This is a genomic window from Limnohabitans sp. T6-20, from assembly GCF_003063505.1.
In the GTDB taxonomy this organism is placed as follows: domain Bacteria; phylum Pseudomonadota; class Gammaproteobacteria; order Burkholderiales; family Burkholderiaceae_C; genus Limnohabitans_A.
In genome coordinates, this window is record NZ_NERW01000001.1 from 1,106,906 (window position 1) to 1,128,557 (window position 21,652).

The 21,652-nt window shown below is 61.5% G+C and carries 22 protein-coding genes; 18 read left to right on the top strand and 4 right to left on the bottom strand.

Going from position 1 to position 21,652, the window contains the following annotated elements:
- Window positions 1-121 precede the first annotated feature (121 nt).
- Genes glyQ through B9Z33_RS05400 form a run of 5 tightly spaced genes read left to right on the top strand, consistent with a single transcriptional unit; the run spans window position 122 to window position 5,538 of the window.
- Window positions 122-1,027, top strand: coding sequence for a glycine--tRNA ligase subunit alpha (gene glyQ / locus B9Z33_RS05380; RefSeq protein WP_089952531.1), 906 nt, complete (start codon window positions 122-124; stop codon window positions 1,025-1,027).
- 14 nt (window positions 1,028-1,041) lie between these two features.
- On the top strand, window positions 1,042-3,231 hold the full coding sequence (gene glyS / locus B9Z33_RS05385) for a glycine--tRNA ligase subunit beta (RefSeq protein ID WP_108285894.1): 2,190 nt from the start codon (window positions 1,042-1,044) through the stop codon (window positions 3,229-3,231).
- A 13-nt stretch (window positions 3,232-3,244) separates the two neighbouring features.
- Window positions 3,245-3,817 carry a D-glycero-beta-D-manno-heptose 1,7-bisphosphate 7-phosphatase gene (gmhB, locus tag B9Z33_RS05390; protein ID WP_108285895.1) on the top strand — a complete coding sequence of 191 codons (573 nt, stop codon included), beginning with the start codon at window positions 3,245-3,247 and terminating at the stop codon, window positions 3,815-3,817.
- 13 nt (window positions 3,818-3,830) lie between these two features.
- On the top strand, window positions 3,831-4,580 hold the full coding sequence (locus tag B9Z33_RS05395; RefSeq protein WP_108285896.1) for a 1-acyl-sn-glycerol-3-phosphate acyltransferase: 750 nt from the start codon (window positions 3,831-3,833) through the stop codon (window positions 4,578-4,580).
- A 19-nt stretch (window positions 4,581-4,599) separates the two neighbouring features.
- Window positions 4,600-5,538: a M48 family metallopeptidase gene (locus tag B9Z33_RS05400; protein ID WP_108285897.1), complete on the top strand. Its 939-nt coding sequence runs from the start codon at window positions 4,600-4,602 to the stop codon at window positions 5,536-5,538.
- Here B9Z33_RS05400 and B9Z33_RS05405 read toward each other — a convergent pair.
- Window positions 5,529-6,653, bottom strand: coding sequence for an MBL fold metallo-hydrolase (locus B9Z33_RS05405; RefSeq protein ID WP_108286179.1), 1,125 nt, complete (start codon window positions 6,651-6,653; stop codon window positions 5,529-5,531). The genes B9Z33_RS05400 and B9Z33_RS05405 overlap by 10 nt on opposite strands.
- Window positions 6,654-6,785: 132 nt before the next feature.
- On the opposite strand from B9Z33_RS05405, the gene B9Z33_RS05410 reads away from it, so the two are divergent.
- The 10 genes from B9Z33_RS05410 (at window position 6,786) to B9Z33_RS05455 (ending at window position 14,588) form a co-directional block, all read left to right on the top strand.
- The gene (locus B9Z33_RS05410) at window positions 6,786-7,190 is read left to right on the top strand and encodes a MerR family DNA-binding transcriptional regulator (protein ID WP_108285898.1); all 405 of its coding nucleotides are present in this window, start codon (window positions 6,786-6,788) and stop codon (window positions 7,188-7,190) included.
- A 98-nt stretch (window positions 7,191-7,288) separates the two neighbouring features.
- Window positions 7,289-7,723, top strand: a complete 435-nt coding sequence (locus B9Z33_RS05415; RefSeq protein WP_108285899.1) for a PaaI family thioesterase — start codon at window positions 7,289-7,291, stop codon at window positions 7,721-7,723.
- A gap of 60 nt (window positions 7,724-7,783) precedes the next feature.
- Window positions 7,784-8,965 (top strand): isovaleryl-CoA dehydrogenase, encoded by a 1,182-nt coding sequence (locus B9Z33_RS05420; RefSeq protein ID WP_108285900.1) that lies wholly within the window; start codon window positions 7,784-7,786, stop codon window positions 8,963-8,965.
- Between the two features lie 47 nt (window positions 8,966-9,012).
- Window positions 9,013-9,669 (top strand): carbonate dehydratase, encoded by a 657-nt coding sequence (gene can, locus B9Z33_RS05425; RefSeq protein ID WP_108285901.1) that lies wholly within the window; start codon window positions 9,013-9,015, stop codon window positions 9,667-9,669.
- 100 nt (window positions 9,670-9,769) lie between these two features.
- A complete protein-coding gene (locus B9Z33_RS05430; protein ID WP_108285902.1) occupies window positions 9,770-10,963 on the top strand; it encodes an acetyl-CoA C-acyltransferase in 1,194 nt (397 codons plus the stop codon).
- Between the two features lie 103 nt (window positions 10,964-11,066).
- Complete coding sequence (locus tag B9Z33_RS05435; protein WP_108285903.1) at window positions 11,067-11,744, top strand: SDR family oxidoreductase; 678 nt, start codon at window positions 11,067-11,069, stop codon at window positions 11,742-11,744.
- Between the two features lie 20 nt (window positions 11,745-11,764).
- Window positions 11,765-12,892 (top strand): acyl-CoA dehydrogenase family protein, encoded by a 1,128-nt coding sequence (locus B9Z33_RS05440; protein WP_108285904.1) that lies wholly within the window; start codon window positions 11,765-11,767, stop codon window positions 12,890-12,892.
- A gap of 12 nt (window positions 12,893-12,904) precedes the next feature.
- Window positions 12,905-13,336: a rhodanese-like domain-containing protein gene (locus tag B9Z33_RS05445; protein WP_108285905.1), complete on the top strand. Its 432-nt coding sequence runs from the start codon at window positions 12,905-12,907 to the stop codon at window positions 13,334-13,336.
- Between the two features lie 178 nt (window positions 13,337-13,514).
- Window positions 13,515-13,907: a YchJ family protein gene (locus B9Z33_RS05450; RefSeq protein WP_108285906.1), complete on the top strand. Its 393-nt coding sequence runs from the start codon at window positions 13,515-13,517 to the stop codon at window positions 13,905-13,907.
- 33 nt (window positions 13,908-13,940) lie between these two features.
- Entirely contained in the window at window positions 13,941-14,588 is a 648-nt protein-coding gene (locus B9Z33_RS05455) for an HAD family phosphatase (protein WP_108286180.1), read from the top strand.
- 80 nt (window positions 14,589-14,668) lie between these two features.
- Here the strand turns inward: B9Z33_RS05455 and B9Z33_RS05460 are convergent, their stop codons facing one another.
- Complete coding sequence (locus tag B9Z33_RS05460; protein WP_108285907.1) at window positions 14,669-16,414, bottom strand: cation acetate symporter; 1,746 nt, start codon at window positions 16,412-16,414, stop codon at window positions 14,669-14,671.
- Window positions 16,411-16,719, bottom strand: coding sequence for a DUF485 domain-containing protein (locus tag B9Z33_RS05465; protein WP_108285908.1), 309 nt, complete (start codon window positions 16,717-16,719; stop codon window positions 16,411-16,413). Before B9Z33_RS05465 ends, B9Z33_RS05460 begins: the two co-directional genes overlap by 4 nt.
- 148 nt (window positions 16,720-16,867) lie before the next feature.
- Here B9Z33_RS05465 and B9Z33_RS05470 point away from each other — a divergent pair, with 148 nt between their 5' ends.
- The gene (locus tag B9Z33_RS05470; RefSeq protein WP_108285909.1) at window positions 16,868-18,076 is read left to right on the top strand and encodes an MFS transporter; all 1,209 of its coding nucleotides are present in this window, start codon (window positions 16,868-16,870) and stop codon (window positions 18,074-18,076) included.
- 3 nt (window positions 18,077-18,079) lie between these two features.
- Here B9Z33_RS05470 and B9Z33_RS05475 read toward each other — a convergent pair whose 3' ends face one another.
- Entirely contained in the window at window positions 18,080-19,117 is a 1,038-nt protein-coding gene (locus B9Z33_RS05475) for an AraC family transcriptional regulator (RefSeq protein WP_108285910.1), read from the bottom strand.
- A 132-nt stretch (window positions 19,118-19,249) separates the two neighbouring features.
- Between B9Z33_RS05475 and B9Z33_RS05480 the strand changes: the two genes are divergently transcribed.
- Both B9Z33_RS05480 and B9Z33_RS05485 read left to right on the top strand, forming a co-directional pair.
- A complete protein-coding gene (locus B9Z33_RS05480; RefSeq protein WP_108285911.1) occupies window positions 19,250-20,857 on the top strand; it encodes a carboxyl transferase domain-containing protein in 1,608 nt (535 codons plus the stop codon).
- A gap of 10 nt (window positions 20,858-20,867) precedes the next feature.
- Window positions 20,868-21,647: an enoyl-CoA hydratase/isomerase family protein gene (locus tag B9Z33_RS05485; RefSeq protein ID WP_108285912.1), complete on the top strand. Its 780-nt coding sequence runs from the start codon at window positions 20,868-20,870 to the stop codon at window positions 21,645-21,647.
- Window positions 21,648-21,652: the final 5 nt, after the last annotated feature.

Here is a 21,652-nt window from a genome sequence, read left to right on the forward strand (position 1 = left end):
CACAGCGGTGCACGCGCGATCAGCCCGTTTTCACTCGGCAAAGACCGTAAAATCAAGGGTTTGCGCAAACGCTTTGCGCCCAATCAACCCCGGCCAGCTCGCTGCTGGCTCCGCTTCGGCCATGTTGACCTTCCAGCAGATCATTCTCAAATTGCAGCAGTACTGGGACGCCCAGGGTTGCGCCTTGCTCCAGCCCTACGACATGGAGGTCGGCGCGGGCACCAGCCACACCGCCACGTTTTTGCGCGCCATCGGCCCCGAGCCTTGGAAAGCTGCTTACGTGCAGCCCAGCCGCCGCCCCAAGGACGGCCGCTATGGCGAAAACCCCAACCGCCTGCAGCACTACTACCAGTTCCAGGTGGTTTTGAAGCCCGCACCCAGCAACATCCTGGAGCTGTACCTGGGCAGCCTGGAAGCGCTGGGCTTTGACCTGAAAAAAAACGACATCCGCTTCGTCGAAGACGATTGGGAAAACCCCACGCTGGGGGCCTGGGGTTTGGGTTGGGAGGTGTGGTTGAACGGCATGGAAGTCACGCAGTTCACCTACTTCCAGCAGGTGGGCGGCATCGACTGCAAGCCGATCACGGGCGAGATCACCTACGGCTTGGAGCGTCTGGCCATGTACCTGCAGGGCGTGGACAACGTCTACAACCTGCAATGGACCGATGGACTGACTTATGGTGATGTGTACAAGCAAAACGAAGTCGAGCAATCGACGTACAACTTCGAGCACAGCGATGCCGAGTTTTTGTTCACCGCCTTTGGCGCGCACGAAAAGCAAGCCCAGCACCTCATGGGCGCACAGCTGGCTTTGCCCGCCTACGAGCAAGTGCTCAAGGCCGCACACACCTTCAACCTGCTGGACGCGCGTGGCGCGATCAGCGTGACCGAGCGCGCCGCCTACATTGGCCGCATCCGCAACCTAGCGCGCAGTGTGGCCCAAAGCTATTACGAGAGTCGCGAACGTCTGGACTTCCCGATGGCCCCGCGCGAGTGGGTTGCGCAAATGCCCAAGAAGGCCGCCTGAGAGGAACAAGAACAATGACAACACAAAATCTTCTCGTTGAACTGTTTGTGGAAGAGTTGCCGCCCAAGGCGCTGAACAAACTCGGTGCCGCCTTTTCGGGTGTGCTGGCTGAACAACTCAAGGTCCAAGGCTTGGCTGCGGCCGACGCGGTGGTGACGGCGTTCGCCTCGCCCCGCCGCTTGGCCGCCCATGTGACGGGCGTGCTGGCGCAGGCCGCCGACAAGGCAGTGCAACAAAAGCTGATGCCCGTGGCGGTGGGCCTGGACGCGGCGGGCAACGCCACGCCCGCCTTGCTCAAAAAACTGCAAGCCCTGGGCGCCGATGTGAGCGATCCGGCAGCCGCTGTGGCTGCGCTCAAGCGTGCGCCGGACGGCAAGGCCGAAGCTCTGTTTTATGACAGCGTGGTCAAGGGCGCGTCCTTGCAAGCCGGTTTGCAAAAAGCGCTCGATGAAGCGCTGGCCAAATTACCGATTCCCAAAGTCATGCAGTACCAGCTGGAGACCGATTGCGAACTGCCGGGCTGGAGCAGCGTGAACTTTGTGCGCCCCGCGCACAGCCTGATCGCTTTGCACGGCAGTGCCGTGGTGCCTGTCAAGGCCCTGGGCCTGACTGCTGGCAACAGCACCCAAGGCCACCGCTTTGAAGCCAAGGTACCCACAGTGGTGGTGCAGCATGCCGACCACTATGCCGAGACGCTGAAAAATGACGGCTCGGTCATCGCCAGCTTTGCTGAACGCCGCGCCGAGATCGTGCGCCAGCTGCAAGCCGCAGCGGCCAACGTTGGCCACGGTGCCCGCCCCATCGAAGACGAGGCCCTACTGGACGAAGTGACCGCCCTGGTCGAGCGCCCCAACGTGCTGACCTGCCAGTTCGAGACCGAGTTCTTGGGTGTCCCGCAGGAGTGCCTGATCCTCACGATGAAGGCCAACCAGAAATACTTCCCGCTGATCGATGCCTCGGGCAAGCTGACGAACCGGTTCTTGGTGGTGAGCAACATCACGCCCGACGACGCCTCGTTTGTGATCGGCGGCAACGAGCGAGTGGTGCGCCCGCGCCTGGCCGATGCCAAGTTCTTCTTCGACCAGGACCGCAAGAAGTCGCTCGAATCGCGCGTCGAAGGCCTGTCCAAAGTGGTTTATCACAACAAGCTGGGCACGCAAGGCGAGCGCATGGCGCGTGTCTGCGCGATTGCCAAGGCGATTGGCCTGCAAGTCGGTGGCGACGCCCTGGCCGCACAAGCCGAGCAGGCTGCTCGTTTGGCCAAGACCGATTTGCTGACCGACATGGTGGGCGAGTTCCCCGAGCTGCAAGGCATCATGGGCGGGTATTACGCCCGTCACGACGGCCTGAGCAGCGATGTGGCCGAAGCGATTGAAGACCACTACAAGCCCCGCTTCGCGGGTGACGAGTTGCCCCGCAACAACGTCGGCCTGGTGGTGGCGCTCGCCGACAAGCTCGAAACCCTGGTCGGCATGTTCGGCATCGGCAATGTGCCCACGGGCGACAAAGACCCGTTTGCGCTGCGCCGTCATGCGCTGGGCGTGATCCGCATGCTACTTGAGCGTTTGCCTGAGCAAGATATCGATGCTTTGCTGCAAACAGCCTTTGGCAGCTTTGAGCACGCTGCGTACTCGACAGAACTTGCCGATCGTGCAGTCGTCGCAGGTTCGGTGACGGCATTCAATCTGGATACGCCTGAGTTGGTCGCCAACTTCATCTACGACCGCCTGTCGGGCAGCCTGCGTGAGCAAGGCTTCAGCGCGCAAGAAGTCGACGCCGTCATGGCCCTGCGCCCCGCCCGTCTGGGGCAGGTCAGCCAGTTCCTGTCGGCCGTGCGCGCCTTTGCGGCGCTGCCCGAGAGCCCGGCGCTGGCCGCCGCCAACAAGCGCATTAGCAACATCTTGAAAAAAGCCGGTGAGGTGGACGCCCACGTCAATACGGCGCTGCTCAAAGAAGACGCCGAGAAAAACCTGCACGCCGCGATGCAAAAGCTGCTGCCAGAGTCCGAGGCGCAATTCAAGGCGGGCGACTACACCGCCAGCCTGCAAACCCTGGCCGCGCTGCGCGCGCCGGTCGACGCCTTCTTTGACGACGTCATGGTCAACGCCGAAGAGATGGACCTGCGCCTGAACCGCCAGGGCCTGCTGAAAAGCCTGCATGTGGCGATGAACCGCGTGGCCGATTTGTCGCGCCTGGCCGCCTGATTCCGCAACGGCCATGCAAATCAAACTCGTCATCCTGGACCGCGACGGCACGATCAACCGGGCCAGCGACGAGTTCGTCAAGTCGCCCGATGAATGGCACCCTTTGCCTGGCGCGCTGGAGGCGATCAGTCGCCTGAATCACGCCGGGTTCCATGTGGTGTTGGCCACCAACCAGTCGGGTCTAGGGCGCGGTTTGTTTGACATGGCGGCTTTGAATGCGGTGCATGGGTACATGCTGAAAAATCTGGCTGCAGCCGGCGGGCGCATTGATGCCATTTTTTATTGCCCCCATGCGCCGGACGAAGGCTGTGCCTGCCGCAAACCAGCACCCGGTTTGTTGATGCAAATCCAGGAGCGTTACGGCATTGATTTGGCGGGCGTGCCTTATGTGGGCGACAGCTTGCGTGACATGGAGGCGGCACAGGCAGCGGGGTGCGCGCCGCACCTCGTGCTGACAGGGCGTCACCCCGACATGCAGAACCAGGTTTTGCCACCAAATTTCCCGGCCAACACCCAAGTGCACACCGACTTGGCGGCCTTTGTGGATCACCTCTTGGGTGATGCTTCTTCAACGACGCAGCTCTGAATCGCCACAACCCATGAATTTTCTACGCTCAATCGCTCACCTTGTCTGGATGGCCGTCACGGTCATTCCTTGGGCGCTGTTCGTGGTCGTGATTTCTTACTTTGTCAGCAGCACGCGCCTGTACTGGATTTGTGCCGCATGGCTGCGTCTGGCGGTGAACAGCGGTACCTGGATTTTGGGCATCGAAAACCGCATTCAGGGCATGGAAAACCTGCCCCAGGGCAGCAAAGACCCGGCGGTCTTGCTGGTCAAGCACCAGTCCACCTGGGAGACCTTTGTGATGCCCGCGATCATGCCGCACCCACTGGCTTATGTGTTCAAGAAAGAACTGCTCAGCGTGCCGTTTTTTGGTTGGGCCATGGGCCGCCTGGACATGATTCACATCGACCGCAAACAGCGCTCGCGCGCTTTTGCCAAAGTGGTGCAGCAAGGCCGCCGCCTGATGGAAGAGGGCGTGTGGGTCATCATGTTTCCGGAAGGCACACGCATTCCCCGTGGTCAAAAAGGCGAGTACAAAAGCGGTGGCGCGCGTCTGGCCATTGCGGCGGGTGTTCCCGTCATTCCGATCGCGGTCACGTCGGCCCGCTGCTGGCCAACACGTGCATTCGTGAAGACGCCCGGGGTGGTAGACATCTCGATCGGCAAAGCCATCTCCAGCGAAGGGCGCAGTGCCGATGAGCTGATGCTCGAAGTCGAAGCCTGGATCGAATCCGAAATGCACCGCCTTGACCCTGAGGCCTATCCGCAATCCTTGGCCCACTGAGGCTCCGGGCAGGCAAACCATGCGTGCGCCTTTGCAGTTTGTGCTGGATTTTTTCACAGGGGGCGACCCCGTGATGCCGGTGTCCGGTCGTGCAGCCGGGTCTGCAGAAGCCACACCAGCCCAGTCGTCACGCGATGCCGATGCACCCTCGGGCCAGCGCCCTCCTGTTGTCGATCCCGGCTTGCCCGGTACCGCGTTGGTCCCTTCCCCCTCCGGCTTCACGCATCCTGCAGCCAACCGCCATGCGCAGCTGCAAGAGGTGTTGGTGTCTTACCGTTTTGAACGTTCGCGCCGCAAGAGCATCGGCTTCATGGTCGGTGCCGATGGCTTGGTGGTGCGCGCCCCCAATTGGGTGCCGCTGCGCGAGGTGGATGCCGCCGTGCAGGAAAAAGGGGCCTGGATCGTCGCCAAGCTGCAGCAGTTCAAGGAGCGGCAGACCGAGCAGTTTCAAAAAGCCATCGAGTGGCGACATGGTGCCGAGGTGCCTTTTTTGGGGCGCACGGTTCAGCTGTGCGTGCTCGAGCGCGGCGTGGGCCGGGTGTTGGGGCAAGACATTCCGCCGGATCGGGTGTTGCCTGTCACGGTGCCGCCGGGGGCGTCGGTTACCCAGGTGCGCGATGCGGCGCAGGTGTGGCTCAAGAAGCAGGCCAAGACCTTGTTTGAGCAGCGGCTGCACCACTTTGCGCCCTTGCTGGGGGTGCGCTGGGAAAAGCTCAGCCTGTCGAGCGCCAGCACCCGATGGGGCAGTGCACGCAACGATGGTCACATTCGCCTGAACTGGCGGCTCGTCCATTTGCCCATCAGCCAGATCGACTATGTGGTGGTGCATGAGCTGGCGCACTTGCGTGAGATGAACCACAGCCCCCGGTTTTGGGAGACCGTGGGCGAGGTCATGCCGGACTATGCGCAGCGGCGCAAAGCCCTGAGGCAAGCGCCGGTGGACTTGGCTCAGGACTGAGCGGTGCTGAATCGGTAAATGCCGTCGGCGCTGCGATGGCGCACCAGTCGCCCTGCCAGCCACAGCAAATTCAAATGGGCCACGGCTTCGCCCATGGCAAAGGTGGTCTGGTGGACATCCAGAGCGCGCCTGAAAATCAGGGGCAGTGCATCGTGTGCACTGTGTGCTTGTTGGCTGCAGGCTTCCAGCAATTCGTTCAAGCGCTCGTCGTGGTGGGCGCGCAATTGCGCAATGCGACTGGCCGCCCCTTTGAACGGGCGCCCATGCGAGGGCAGGATCAGCGTCTCATCCGGCAGGTGGGCCATTTTGTCCAGCGAGTCCAGAAACAGCTGCAGTGGGTTGCTGTCGGGCTCCATGGCGTACACGCTGACGTTGGTGGAAATCGAGGGCAGCAACATGTCGCCGCTGATCAGCACTTGGTTTTGGGCATCGTGCAAGGCCATGTGCTCAGGTGAATGGCCAAAACCACTGATGCACTGCCAGGTTCGCTCACCGATTTTGACCGGTGCGCCCGCCATCAAGCGCACGTAAGTTGGCGGTATCTTGGGCACCATGCTGGGGTAGTAGCCCACGCGTGACTTGACCACGGCCAACTCGTCGGCTTTGTTCCAGCCATGGGCGGCAAAAAATTGCACGGTGGCATCGCCGCCAAAGTTCGATTGACCGCTGCAAGCCAACATGGCCGACTGGTATTCGCTGGTGCTGATCCATAAAGGCGCTTGCCATCGCTCGCACAGCCAATGCGCCAGACCCATGTGGTCCGGGTGCATGTGGGTCGCCAACACGCGCAGGATGGGCAAACCTTGCAGCACCGCTTGTTCGACTTGCAACCAGGCCTCCCGCGTGGCCGGGTTGTCGATGCCGCAGTCCACCGCCGTCCAGCCCTCTTGCATCACACCCGCTTGGGTGGGGTGGGGCAAGCGGTCGCGCAACAGCCACAGGTTGATGTGGTTCAGCGCAAATGGCAGACCCATGCGCAACCAGAAAATGCCGGGTGCCACCTCGATGACCGAACCCGCGGCGGGCAACTGTTCACCCAGGGGGTAATGCAGAGGGGGGGCTTGGACGCTGGCCTCTGGTCGATGCATCACGGCGGGTGTGGGCAATGTGGACATGCGTCGGGTGGTTTGGGTTAGCATTCGGATCATTGACGTTAACGTTAACGTCAAACATGAATTTGCATTCTAGGGGGCGGTTTTTGACAAAGCTGTCTCCGTTGCGCAAGCAAGCTAAGGACTCCTTCCGTCATGGCGAACACGTACACGATCAGCGATTTGGCCCAGGAATTTGACCTGACCACCCGCGCCATCCGTTTTTACGAAGACATGGGGCTGCTGGAGCCCGAGCGCTCTGGCCCGGGTGGGCGCAATCGGGTTTATTCGGCCCGAGACCGCACCCGCCTGAAGTTGACCTTGCGGGCCAAACGTCTGGGTTTGTCGCTCACCGAGGCCAAGGATCTGATTGACATGTACGACAGCCCGCGTGACACGGGGCCTCAGCTCAAGAAGTTTCTGGTGGTGTTGGCCGAGCACCGCCGCCAGCTCGAGTCGCAACTGGCCGATCTGGAAGCGACGCTGGACGAGGTCAAAACCCACGAAAAAGAAACACGCAGTTTGCTGAACAAGGCTTCCAAAGCCGTGAGCCCCGGCTAAATCGTGTGCGAACGAGGCGTGCATGCAGGTGTTTTTCTAATTGACGTTTACGTAAACGTCAATTAAAGTCTTGGCCTGAACTGCTTACAGGATTTCATGTGACCACAGCCCCATCTCCTCATGAGCGCGTCGCACTCAGTCTGGCCCGTCAGGGCATGATGACCCACTTGGGTGTGCGCTTGGTGTCGGCCACGCCAGGGCAGGTGGAGTTGGCTTTGCCCTATGGTGACAAGCTCACCCAGCAACAAGGTGGCTTCCATGGCGGGGCCATTGGCGCACTGGCGGACATCGCTGGTGGCTATGCCGCCCTCACGGTGGCGCCTGAAGGCATGGAAGTGGTCACCGTCGAATACAAAATCAATTTTCTGAACAGTTTGCAGGGGGGCGAAATCCGCGCCATCGGCAAAGTGCTCAAAGCGGGTCGCCGTGTCATCGTCACATCTGCCGAAGTCGTGCACATCGATGCCGATGGCAAAACATCGCCTTGCGCGGTGATGCAGCAAACCGTGGCACCCGTTCCCCAAACGTATTAACCCCATTTCAGACGCAACGCTGACGCGCTGACACCCCAAAGACCCCCACAAGGAAAACCCATGAACAACTTGCCCGGCCTGAATTTCCAACTCGGTGAAGACATCGATGCCCTGCGCGACGCCGTGCGCGACTTTGCCCAAGCCGAAATCGCCCCCCGTGCCGCCGAGATCGACCGCAACGACCAATTCCCGATGGACCTGTGGCGCAAGATGGGTGACCTGGGCGTGCTGGGCATCACCGTGGGTGAGGAATACGGTGGCGCGAACATGGGCTATTTGGCCCACATGATCGCGATGGAAGAAATCTCACGCGCCTCGGCCAGCGTGGGCTTGTCGTACGGCGCGCACTCCAACCTGTGCGTCAACCAGATCAAGCGCAACGGCACGCCCGAGCAGCGCGCCAAGTACCTGCCCAAATTGATCAGCGGCGAGCACGTCGGCGCCCTGGCCATGTCCGAACCTGGCGCGGGCTCGGATGTGCTGAGCATGAAACTCAAGGCCGAAGACAAAGGCGGTTATTACCTGCTCAACGGCTCCAAGATGTGGATCACCAACGGGCCTGATGCTGACACCTTGGTGGTGTACGCCAAGAGCGAGCCCGAGCTGGGCGCGCGCGGCGTGACGGCCTTCCTGATCGAAAAGGGCATGAAGGGCTTCAGCATTGCGCAAAAGCTCGACAAGCTGGGCATGCGCGGCAGCCACACGGGCGAGCTGGTGTTCAACAACGTCGAAGTGCCCGAAGCCAATATTTTGGGTGGCCTGAACAACGGGGCCAAGGTGCTGATGAGCGGCTTGGACTACGAACGCGCCGTGCTCACCGGTGGCCCGCTGGGCATCATGCAGTCGGTCATGGACAACGTGATTCCTTACATCCACGACCGCAAGCAGTTTGGCCAAAGCATTGGCGAGTTCCAGCTGATCCAGGGCAAAGTGGCCGACATGTACACCGTGCTGCAAGCCGGTCGCAGCTTTGCCTACACCGTGGCCAAAAACCTCGACTTGCTCGGTGCCGAGCACGTTCGCCAAGTCCGCAAGGACTGCGCCAGCGTCATCTTGTGGACGGCTGAAAAAGCCACCTGGATGGCGGGCGAGGGCGTGCAAATCTTTGGCGGCAACGGCTACATCAACGAATACCCGCTGGGTCGCTTGTGGCGCGATGCCAAGCTGTATGAAATCGGTGCAGGCACGTCAGAGATTCGCCGCATGCTGATTGGCCGCGAGCTGTTCGCTGAAACCTGCTGAAGCCCATTGGTCATTCCGCGGTAGTCCAGTCCGGCGACAATCCCACCATGACTTCTTCACTGCAAAACCTTCTGGACAACAACCGCCAATGGTCCGCGCGCATGGTGCGCGATGACCCGGCTTTTTTCTCACGCTTGGCCAACCAGCAAAATCCCAAGTACTTGTGGATCGGTTGCTCCGACAGCCGGGTGCCTGCCAACCAGATCACCGGGCTGGACCCGGGCGAGGTGTTCGTGCACCGCAATGTGGCCAACGTGGTGGTGCACTCCGACCTGAATGCCTTGTCGGTCATCCAGTACGCGGTGGATGCGCTCAAGGTCGAACACATCATGGTGGTGGGCCACTACGGCTGTGGCGGCGTGCTGGCCACGCTGCGGGGCATGCGCGTGGGCCTGGCCGACAACTGGTTGCGCCATGTGCATGATGTCCAAGTACGCCACCGCCGTCGCCTCGATCACCTGACGGTGCCCGAGCAAGAAGACGCCCTGTGCGAAATGAACGTTATCGAGCAGGTGGGCAACGTGGCCCTGACCAATGTGGTGCAAGACGCCTGGTCACGCGGCCAAAAGCTCAGCGTGCACGGCTGGTGCTACGGCATCAAGGACGGCCTGGCCAAAGACATGGGCGTCAGCATGAGCGGTGCCCACGAGGTGGTGGACGTGTTCCGCAACGCCTTCAAGCGCTACCCGCGCGGTGGTGTGTGAAATTGGGCACAGACATGCACGCCATACATCCTTTGGCTTATTTCTTTCGCTGAGTCCAAGGCCCAAAGTTGATTTCCTTTTGAATTTTCTGGAGAAAACCATGTCCGATCCCATCGTCATCGTCAGCGCTGCACGCACCCCCATGGGCAGCTTTCAGGGTGACTTTTCCGCGCTGGCCGCCCACGACCTGGGTGGCGCAGCCATCAAGGCCGCTGTCGAGCGCGCAGGCCTGAACTCGCAATTCACGCCAGAACTGGTGACCGAGGTGCTGTTTGGCAACTGCCTGATGGCAGGCCAGGGCCAGGCCCCGGCGCGTCAAGCCGGTTTCAAAGGTGGCCTGCCCAAAGGCGCGGGTGCAGTGACCTTGTCCAAAATGTGCGGCTCGGGCATGCGCGCAGCCATGTTCGCCCACGACATGCTGGTGGCGGGCTCGCACGATGTGCTGGTGGCCGGTGGCATGGAAAGCATGACCAACGCGCCCTACCTGATGCTCAAAGGCCGTGGTGGCTACCGCATGGGCCACGACAAAATTTACGACCACATGATGCTCGACGGTCTGGAAGACGCTTACGAAGCCGGTCGCAGCATGGGCACCTTTGGCGAAGATTGCGCTGCCAAATACAGCTTCACCCGCGCCGAACAAGACCACTTTGCCACCACCAGTGTGCAGCGCGCCAAGGCCGCTACCGAGTCGGGCGCGTTTGCCGCCGAGATCACACCCGTCACAGTCAAAGACCGCAGCGGCGAACGCGTGGTGTCCATCGACGAAGGCCCCGGCAAAGTCAAGCTTGACAAGATCACTTCACTCAAGCCCGCCTTCAAGAAAGACGGCACCATTACCGCGGCCAGCAGTTCGTCCATCAACGACGGCGCGGCCGCCATGGTGCTGATGCGCGAAAGCACGGCCGCCAAACTCGGCTGCAAGCCCTTGGCCCGCATCGTGAGCCACGCCACCCACGCGCAAGAGCCCGAGTGGTTTGCCACCGCCCCCGTGGGCGCGACGCAAAAAGCCCTGGCCAAAGCCGGCTGGAAAGTGGAAGACGTCGACCTGTGGGAAGTCAACGAAGCCTTTGCCGTGGTGCCCATGGCGCTCATGAAAGAGCTGAACGTGCCGCACGACAAGGTCAACGTGAACGGCGGTGCGTGCGCTTTGGGTCACCCCATTGGCGCATCTGGTGCACGCATCATGGTCACCCTGATCCACGCCCTGAAAGCCCGCGGCCTCAAAAAAGGCCTGGCCACGCTGTGCATCGGCGGGGGTGAAGGCACAGCGGTCGCGCTGGAATTGGTGTGATCGAGGCGCTTACTGTGGGAGGCCGCCCCTGCGGCCGAATGCCTGCAGTGGCGCGGCGCACATTCGCGAGCAGGGGCTCGCTCCTACAAAAAACGCAGTCTTCATGAGCACCGTCCTTCTGATAGGCGCATCACGCGGCATAGGCCACGAACTGGCCCGCCAGTACATCGCAGACGGCTGGCGCGTGATCGCCACCGCCCGCTCGGACGATGGGCTGGCGAGCCTGAAGGCCTTGGGCGCACAAACCCTGCGCCTGGATGTGGCCAACCCGGCCAGCAACTCGGGCCTGTCCTGGCAGCTGGATGGCGAGAAGATTGACCTGGCCATTTATGTGGCAGGCGCGATGGACCGTGCCAGCGCCAGCACCCCGCCCACCCGCGACAGTTTTGATGCCGTCATGCACACCAACGTGATGGGCGCGATGCAGGTCATTCCGCAAATCGCGCCCATGGTGCAAGAGGCGCAAGGCGTGATCGCCTGCATCAGCTCGGTCATGGGCAGTCTGCAAGAGACCACCAACGGCAATGCCGCGCTTTACCGCGTGAGCAAGGCGGCGCTCAATATGGTGGTGCGCTGCACACAGGCCGAGCAGCCCGACATCACCGTGCTGGCCATTCACCCCGGCTGGGTGCAGACCGAGATGGGCGGTGCAGCCGCACCCCTCACGCCCGGGCAAAGCGCAAGCAGCCTGCGCCAAACGCTGAACCGCATCCTTGAACAACGCGACCCGATACACCGGGGCGCATTTTTGAACCACGACGGCCAGAGCCTGCCGTGGTGACCCGATAAAGAAAGAGACCCATGCTGCTGACCCCCGACCAGGAAATGATCCGCGACGCTGTGCGCGACTTTGCACAACGCGAACTCTGGCCCCATGCGGCCGAGTGGGACAAAAAACACCACTTCCCGAAAGACGTGCACAAAGGCCTGGCCGAGCTGGGCGCGTATGGCATTTGTGTGCCCGAAGAGTTGGGTGGCGCGGGTCTGGACTATGTGACGCTGGCGCTGGTGCTCGAAGAAATCGCGGCCGGTGACGGCGGCACCAGCACCGTGATCAGCGTGACCAACTGCCCGGTGAACGCCATCTTGATGATGTACGGCAACGCCGCACAAAAAGCCCAGTGGCTCACGCCCCTGGCCCAGGGCCAGATGCTCGGCGCGTTTTGCCTGACCGAGCCGCATGTGGGCTCCGACGCTTCTGCGCTGCGCACCACCGCCGTGAAAGACGGCGACGGCTACGTCATCAACGGCGTCAAGCAGTTCATCACCAGCGGTCAAAACGGCGATGTGGCCATCGTGATCGCGGTGACCGACAAGGGCGCGGGCAAAAAAGGCCTGAGCGCCTTTTTGGTGCCCACCAGCGCACCCGGCTATGTGGTGGCACGCCTGGAAGACAAGCTGGGCCAGCACAGCAGTGACACCGCGCAAATCAACTTTGACAACTGCCGCATACCCGCCGAAAACCTGATCGGCCAGGAAGGCGAGGGCTACAAGATCGCCCTGTCGGCGCTCGAAGGCGGGCGCATCGGCATCGCCGCGCAAAGCCTGGGCATGGCCCGCAGCGCCCTCGACGTGGCCATTGACTACGCCAAGCAGCGTGAGAGCTTTGGCACGGCCATCTTCAACCACCAGGCGGTGGGCTTCCGTCTGGCCGACTGCGCCACACAGCTCGAAGCGGCGCGCCAGCTGATCTGGCACGCGGCCAGCCTGCGCGACGCAGGCAAGCCTTGCCTCAAAGAAGCCGCCATGGCCAAGCTGTTCGCCAGCGAAATGGCCGAGAAGGTCTGCTCCGCCGCCATTCAGACCCTGGGTGGCTACGGCTATGTGAGTGACTTCCCGGTCGAGCGCATCTACCGCGATGTGCGGGTGTGCCAGATCTACGAAGGCACCTCCGATGTGCAAAAGATCATCATCCAGCGCGCGCTGTAACAGGAGAGTTTCATGCCCATTACCAAAGGATTTCAAGCGTTGGTGGACGAGGCCATGGCCGAGGTCACGACTTACAGCGTTGACGAAGTGCGTGCCCGCCTGAACCAGCCGAATGTCCAGATCGTCGACATCCGCGACCCGCGCGAGCTGGAGCGCGAAGGCACGGTGCCTGGCGCTTTGCTGGCCCCACGCGGCATGCTCGAATTTTGGGTCGACCCGGCATCACCGTATTTCAAGCCCGTGTTCGCCGACGAAAGCAAGGAGTTCATCCTGTTTTGCGGCGCAGGCTGGCGCAGCGCGCTGGCTACCAAGACCCTGCAAGACATGGGCATGACCAACGTGGCCCACATCGACGGCGGCTATGCGGCCTGGAAAAAAGCCCACGCGCCCATGGTCACGCTGGAGCAGCACAAAGCCGAAAGCGCTTCGCGCAAAAGCCATTGAGCGTGATGGCGTCTGGGCGGAAGCACCTGCTCGCGAATGCCTGCCAGGGCCTCAACACATTCGGCCGCAGGGGCAGCCTCCCACAAAGACAGAGATGTACGCATTCGTGTGATGCGTGTGGGAGCGAGCCCCTGCTCGCGAATGCCTGCCCGAGCCCCAATACATTTGACCCACACTCATGAATAAGACTTCTTGCCCCTGCGGCCGCACCACCGCCAAAGGCCAGCCGCTGGCGTTCGATGCTTGCTGCGGCCCTTGCCATGCTGGTCAGGCCGCACCCGATGCCGAAAGCCTGATGCGCTCGCGCTACAGCGCCTTTGTGCGCGGCGATGTGCCGTATCTGCTGGCCACCTGGCATGCGGCCAAACGCCCGGCCAGCCTGGAGCTGGAAGCCGCCGCCCAATGGCTGGGCCTTCAGATCAAACAGCACCGCGTCACCGGCGAACACACCGCCGAGGTTGAGTTTGTGGCCCGCTTTCGCGTGGGCGGCAAAGCCGTGCGCCAACACGAGCGCAGCCGCTTTGTACGTGAGGACGGGCGTTGGTTTTATGTGGACGGCGATGTGCTCTGAGGCCGTGCAGAGACAGACCGTATGATTCACGGCATGAACTTTGAAGCCATTTTGTTTGATTGCGACGGCGTGCTGGTGGACAGTGAGGCCATCACCTGCGGCGTGCTGCGTGACATGTTCGAGGAGCAGGGTTGGCGCATGACGCTGGCCGAGTGCATGCAGCGCTTTGTGGGGCACACGGTCAAAAGTCAGCGCGACACCATCGAGGCCCATACGAACCAGCCCCTCACCGACGCGTGGTTGGAACAGTTTTTTGCCCGACGAAACGAGCGGTTGACGCAAAGCATCACCGCCATCGACGGCGTGCACGACGCGGTGGCTCACCTGCATGACCACTGTCAAGGCCGCATCGCCGTGGCCTCTGGGGCAGACCGTTTCAAGGTCGAGATGATGCTCAAGCAAGTGGGCTTGATGGACTTTTTTGAAGGCCGCATTTTCAGTGGTCACGAAATGCCGCGCAGCAAACCCCACCCTGATGTGTATTTGGCTGCAGCCGCGCATTTGCAAATCGATCCGGCGCGTTGCCTGGTGATCGAAGACACCACCGTGGGCATCACGGCGGGTGTGGCTGCGGGGGCTACGGTCTGGGCCTATGCGGCACCGCCAGCTGAGCACACACCGCTGTTGCAAGCGGGTGCGCAACGGGTGTTCACCGACATGCAGGCTTTGCGGCTTGGCTGAAAGGGCTGGCCACAGGCTGGGGCTTGTGAAGCGCAGCATGTGATGCACAAAAAAAGGGCGCCGAAGCGCCCTTTGGTTTTTCAGTGTGTGCTGAAAGATCTGTGGTCTGAAGCGGCGGCAGCGCCGTAGCCGGTTTCAGAGCGCACTTGCTGGGCAGGGAAGGCCGCGCGCTCTTTCTTGGCTTGCTCGCTCTTGTCCAGAATCGAGAAGAGCCAGATGCCCACAAAGCCAATGGTCATCGAGAACAAGGCAGGCGAGCTGTACTGGAACCAGGCCGAGCCCTTGGGGTTGCCCAAGGTCACCTCCCACACCGCAGGTGACACGATGGTCAGGCCCACGGAAGAGATCAGGCCGAGGAAGCCGCCGATCACCGCGCCGCGTGTGGTGCAGTCTTTCCACAGCACCGACAAGAACAGCACCGGGAAGTTGGCCGAAGCCGCGATCGCGAAAGCCAGCGACACCATGAAGGCGATGTTCTGCTTTTCAAACGCGATGCCCAGACCCACGGCGATCACACCCAAAGCCACGGTGGTGATGCGCGAGACACGCAGCTCGGACGTGCTGTCGGCTTGGCCTTTTTTGAAGACGGTTGAGTACAAATCGTGCGACACGGCCGAAGCACCCGACAGCGTCAGGCCCGCCACCACGGCCAGGATGGTGGCAAACGCCACCGCCGAAATGAAGCCATAGAACACATCGCCGCCCACGGTTTTTGCCACCAGCACGGCCGCCATGTTGGCTGTACCTGCGCCGCCCTTGATCACGCCTTTGCTGATGTCGGCCAATTCGGGGTTGGTCAGCACCAAAGTGATCGCACCGAAACCGATGATGAAGATCAGGATGAAGAAGTAGCCTACCCAGGTTGTGGCCCAGAACACCGACTTGCGCGCTTCTTTCGCATCGGGCACGGTGAAAAAGCGCATCAGCACATGGGGCAAACCGGCCGTGCCGAACATCAGCGCCATGCCAAACGAAATGGCCGAAATCGGGTCCTTGATGAAGCCGCCGGGGCCCATGATGGACAGACCGGCTTTAGCGGCTTCTTCGGGCGTCTTGCCGCCGGCTTCGGCAATCGCGGTTTTCACGGCCACGCCTTTGGCAAACAGCGCTTCGGGGCTGAAACCGAACTGCGCCAAGACCATGATGGCCATGAAGGTGCCACCGCACAGCAGCAAGCAAGCCTTGATGATCTGCACCCAGGTGGTGGCGGTCATGCCGCCAAACAGCACGTACACCATCATCAGTGCGCCCACGATGACCACAGCCATCCAGTACTCCAGACCAAACAAGAGCTTGATCAACTGACCAGCACCGACCATCTGGGCGATCAGGTAGAAGGCCACCACCACCAGCGTGCCTGAAGCGGCAAAGGCGCGGATGGGCGCTTGCTTGAAGCGATAGCCCGCCACGTCGGCAAAGGTGAACTTGCCCAGGTTGCGCAGGCGCTCGGCCAGCAAGAAAGTGATCACGGGCCAGCCGACCAAAAAGCCAATCGAGTAGATCAAACCGTCATAGCCTGAAGCCATGACAGCCGCCGAAATGCCCAGAAAGGACGCGGCCGACATGTAGTCGCCAGCAATCGCCAGGCCGTTTTGGAAACCCGTGATGCCGCCACCGGCGGTGTAAAAGTCTGCGGCCGATTTGGTTTTGGCCGCAGCCCATTTGGTGATCCACAGCGTGCCGACCACGAAGGTGCCGAACATCAAGATGGCAGTCCAGTTGGTGGATTGCTTGGCGGCGTCGCCAATGTCTGCACCGGCAGCCAGGGCGGCGTTGCCCGCGATCAGGGTCAAAGCGCCCAGGAAAATTTGCATCGCCTTGTTCATTTCGTGGCGTCCTTCAGGATGTCTTTGGTCAGCGCGTCATAGCGCTTGTTGGCGCGGTTGACGTAGATGCCGGTGATCACGATGGTGAAAACAATCACACCCATGCCGAGTGGGATGCCCACGGTGGTCACACCAGCGCCCAGAGGCTGTGCGAGAAATGGCTTGTTGAAGGCGATCAGTGAGATGAAGCCGTAGTAAACGACCAGGGTCAACACGGTCAGGAGCCAGCCGAATGCATTGCGCTGCTTGCGCAGCTGTGCGTACTTAGGGTGGCTTTGGATCTTGGCGATCACGGGGTCAATCATTGTTATGTCCTGCTTTAAAAACAAAAAAGGCAGACCCCCAATTCACCCGATCTTTAGATCTGAATGAGTTGTTTGTCTGCCTGACGGCGAATGTCGCACAAGGGACTGACCTTTTGCTTACTTAAGGCTGCGCAGTAGGATCAGGGCCATGACTTCAACATCTCACGCCCCCTTGCGCCAACTGCCTGCGGGCGTTTGGGTTTTGGGCTTCGTCAGCCTCTTGATGGACATCTCTTCGGAAATGGTCCACAGCCTATTGCCCTTGTTCATGGTGGGCGTGCTGGGTGCCAGCGCCTTGACGGTGGGCCTGATCGAAGGCATCGCCGAGTCCACCGCCCTGATCGTCAAAGTGTTTTCAGGCGTGATCAGTGATTACCTGGGCAAGCGCAAAGCCCTGGCTGTGCTGGGCTACGCCATGGGCGCTTTCAGCAAACCCTTGTTCGCGTTGGCCCCCACCATGGGGTGGGTGCTCACAGCCCGCTTTGTGGACCGCATTGGCAAGGGCATTCGTGGCGCACCGCGTGATGCGTTGGTCGCCGACATTGCACCACCCGAGATGCGTGGCGCGGCCTTTGGCCTGCGGCAATCATTGGACACGGTGGGTGCTTTTTTGGGGCCCTTGCTGGGTGTGGCTTTGATGCTGTTGTGGGCCAATGATTTTCGGGCGGTGTTCTGGGTCGCTGTGGTGCCGGGTGTGTTGGCGGTGTTGTTGCTCATATGGGGTGTGCGTGAGCCTGTTGCACATGTGGGCGAGCGCAAAGTCAATCCGATTCGCCGTGACAACATCCGGCGTTTGGGTGGGGCATACGCTTGGGTGGTTGGCGTGGGGGCCGTGTTCACGCTGGCGCGTTTCAGCGAGGCTTTTCTGGTGCTGCGTGCGCAACAGGCCGGGATTGCCTTGGCGTGGGTGCCCCTGGTCATGGTGGCGATGAACCTGGTCTATGCCGCTTGTGCCTACCCCTTTGGACTGCTGTCAGACCGCGTGAGTCACCGTGCCTTGCTGGCCTGGGGCTTGGTGGTGCTGATCGCCGCCGATCTGGTGCTGGCCAGCGACCCGCATTGGACACGTGTGCTGTCGGGTGTCGCGCTGTGGGGCGTGCACATGGGCATGACCCAGGGTCTGTTAGCCACCATGGTGGCCAACACCGCGTCAGCCGATTTGCGTGGCACTGCGTTCGGATTTTTCAACCTCATCAGTGGGCTGTCGATGTTGGTGGCCAGTGTCTCGGCTGGTTTTCTGTGGGATCGCTGGGGCGCATCTTTCACGTTTTATGCCGGGGGCATTTTTTGCGTGATCGCGTTGCTGGGGCTGATGTTTCAACCGCCCCCTGGGCGATTTGCCGACAGCGAAGCTTGAACGTCAACGTTCAGATCGGAACTCATCTGGCGTGTGCCCTGTCCAGCTTTTGAACGCCCGCATGAAACTCTTCTCGTTCTGAAACCCCACTTCGGCTGCGATCTGTTTGATCGGGCGTGTGGTGCGCAAGAGCAAGTCGGTGGCAGTGTCGCGGCGAACCGCATCCTTGAGTTGCTGCAGGCTGGCACCTTCTTCTTTGAGTTGTCGGTGAAGGGTGCGTGCCGACAGGTTCAACCACCCGGCCAGATCGGCTGCATTGCGGCTGTGTTCGGGGTGCTCGGCCAGGGTCTGGCGCACTTTCTCGATCAGCAGGCGGTCGCGTCGGTAGGGGCGCACCGTGAGCAAGAGGGCGCGTTGCAGCATGCGTTGCAGCGCGGCTTCGTCGCGACGCACCGGCAGACTCAGGTACCCCGCATCGAATTGCAGGCTGTGCGCCGGAGCGTTGAAGTGCGTGGGGCCGTCAAACAGCACGCGGTAACTGTCGGCATGGGGGGGAGGGGCAAAACGCAAAGTAGTTTGCAGCAGCGGAATGCGGGAGTCGGTCAGCCAGCAGGCCACGCCCAAAGCGTTGCGCAGCACCGACACCACCGCAAATTCCTGCAATGCGCCCAGGTCCCGGTTTTCATGCAATTGCAGCTGCGCTACGCCACCTTCCATCGTGACTTGCAGGTGGATATCGTCGGTCAGCAGGCCATGGTGGCGGCACCAGCGCTGCAGCGCCACGCCCAAATTGGGCGCGGTCAGCGAGGCGCGCACCAGCATGCCGTAGCTGCCCCAGGGCAAGCGGCGGCTGAACCAGCCCAGGGCCTCGTCGTCCAGTGCTTTCATGGCAGTGGCCGATAGCCATTCCATTTGCAGTGCGGTGATGCGGGCGTCGTCCTGACTCAGTAAGTTTGGCGCAATTTGTGCCTCGTTCAAGGCGGGCAACGGGTCCATGCCGCGCTGGATGTAGGCTTGAACAATGGCGCGAACAAAAGCCACGGGCGTCTCGGCGCGACCCGTGACGGGTGGGCGAAGTGGGGCAGGCAATGGGTGATCCATGTGGCTTGAAATTGTGGCACGATTTGCAACCCATTTGACGCCACGGGAGAGGGAAACCGGCCTAAGCTGGCGAACATTGCACGTTTGATGCCCCGTTTGCCCCGACCCGATGGGCACAGCCAAGGAAGACACATGACTGTTTTGCACTCCCAATTGAACCCGCGTTCGGCCGATTTTCAGCACAACGCCGCTGCCATGCGCGGCTTGGTCGATGACTTGCGCGCACACCTGGAGCGTATCGCTTTGGGCGGCGGTGACGCTCCTCGCGCCAAACACACCGCCCGGGGCAAGCTGCTGCCGCGTGACCGCGTGCAAATGCTGCTCGACCCCGGCACGCCCTTCCTCGAAGTTGCGCCGCTGGCGGCCCTCAACATGTACAACAACGACGCGCCCAGCTCGGGCGTGATCGTGGGCATTGGCCGCGTGAGCGGGGTGGACTGCATGATCGTGTGCAACGACGCCACGGTGAAGGGCGGCACCTACTACCCCATGACCGTCAAAAAGCATTTGCGTGCGCAAGAGATCGCCCAGCAAAACCGCTTGCCCTGCATTTATTTGGTCGACTCGGGCGGTGCCAACTTGCCCAACCAGGACGAGGTCTTTCCTGACCGTGACCACTTTGGCCGCATCTTCTTCAACCAAGCCAACATGAGCGCGCAAGGCATCGCGCAAATCGCGGTGGTCATGGGCTCGTGCACGGCAGGCGGGGCTTATGTGCCCGCCATGAGCGACGAAACCATCATCGTCAAAAACCAGGGCACCATCTTTTTGGGCGGCCCGCCTTTGGTCAAAGCGGCGACGGGCGAAGTGGTCACCGCCGAAGACCTGGGCGGTGGCGATGTGCACACCCGGTTGTCTGGTGTTGCCGATCACCTGGCGCAAAACGATGTGCATGCCTTGTCTTTGGCGCGTCAGGCGGTCAAAAACCTCAATGCGCAAAAGGCCCCCAACATCGCCACGCACGCGCCGGTGCCGCCCAAGTTCGATGCCGAAGAGTTGTACGGCGTGATCCCGACCGACACGCGCAAGCCCTTTGATGTGCGAGAGATCATTGCCCGCATCGTCGATGGCTCGGAGTTCGACGAATTCAAATCGCGCTTCGGCACCACCTTGATCTGTGGCTTTGCCCGCATCGAAGGCATGCCCGTGGGCATCATTGCCAACAACGGCATTTTGTTCAGCGAGTCGGCCCTCAAAGGCGCGCACTTCATCGAACTGTGCTGCCAGCGCAAGATCCCGCTGGTGTTTTTGCAGAACATCACCGGCTTCATGGTCGGCCGCAAATACGAAAACGAAGGCATCGCCCGCAATGGTGCCAAGATGGTCACGGCCGTGGCCACAGCCGCTGTACCCAAGTTCACCATCATCATTGGCGGCAGCTTTGGCGCAGGCAACTACGGCATGTGCGGCCGCGCCTACAGTCCTCGCTTTTTGTGGATGTGGCCCAACGCCCGAATCTCGGTCATGGGGGGCGAGCAGGCCGCGAGCGTGCTGGCCACCGTCAAGCGCGACGGCATCGAAGGCAAGGGCGGCCAGTGGAGCATGGAGGAAGAAGAAGCCTTCAAAGCCCCGATCAAGCAGCAATACGAAGACCAAGGCCACCCCTACTACGCCACCGCCCGCATCTGGGACGACGGCGTGATCGACCCGGCCGACACGCGCCGCGTGCTGGCGCTGGGTTTGAGTGCATCGCTGAATGCGCCGATCCCCGAGACGAAGTTTGGTTTGTTCCGGATGTGAAGGTGTGCAAATGAGTGCCCTCTATATTTCCATCCAAGGCGGCGTGCAAACCATCACGCTGTCGCGCCCCGATGTGCGCAATGCGTTCAACGACGAAGTCATTGCCGAGCTGAAACAGGCTTTTCTGGCGGTGGCCCAAGACGCCAGCGTGCGCTGTGTGGTGCTGGCGGCGGTTGGCCCAGCCTTTTGCGCCGGTGCCGACCTGAACTGGATGCGCCGCATGGCCGACTACACCCGCGACGAAAACCTGACCGATGCGGGCGAGCTGGCGGCGATGCTTCGGGCGATTTACGAATGTCCGCAACCCACCATCGCCCGCGTGCAGGGCGACGTGTATGCCGGGGGCATGGGCCTGGTGGCAGCGTGCGACATGGCGGTGAGTGTGGACACGGCGAACTATTGCCTGAGTGAAGTCAAGCTCGGACTGATCCCCGCGACCATCAGCCCTTACGTGATCCGCGCCATGGGCGCGCGTGCGGCGCACCGTTACTTTTTGACGGCCGAACGCTTTGGCGCGGCTGAAGCACACCGTATCGGTTTTGTGCACGAGGTGGTGGCGGCCGATGCGCTGGATGCCAAAGTGGCCGAGCTGACCCAAGCGCTGGTGAGTGCCAGCCCCCACGCCGTGTGCGCCTGCAAGAAGCTGGTGCAGGACGTGGCCGAACGCGAGATCAACGACGCGCTGGTGCGTCAGACGGTGGAAGGCATTGCCGACATACGTGCCAGCAGCGAAGGCAAAGAGGGCGTGCAGTCCTTTTTGCAAAAACGTAAACCCAACTGGTTGGTGTGAGGAAA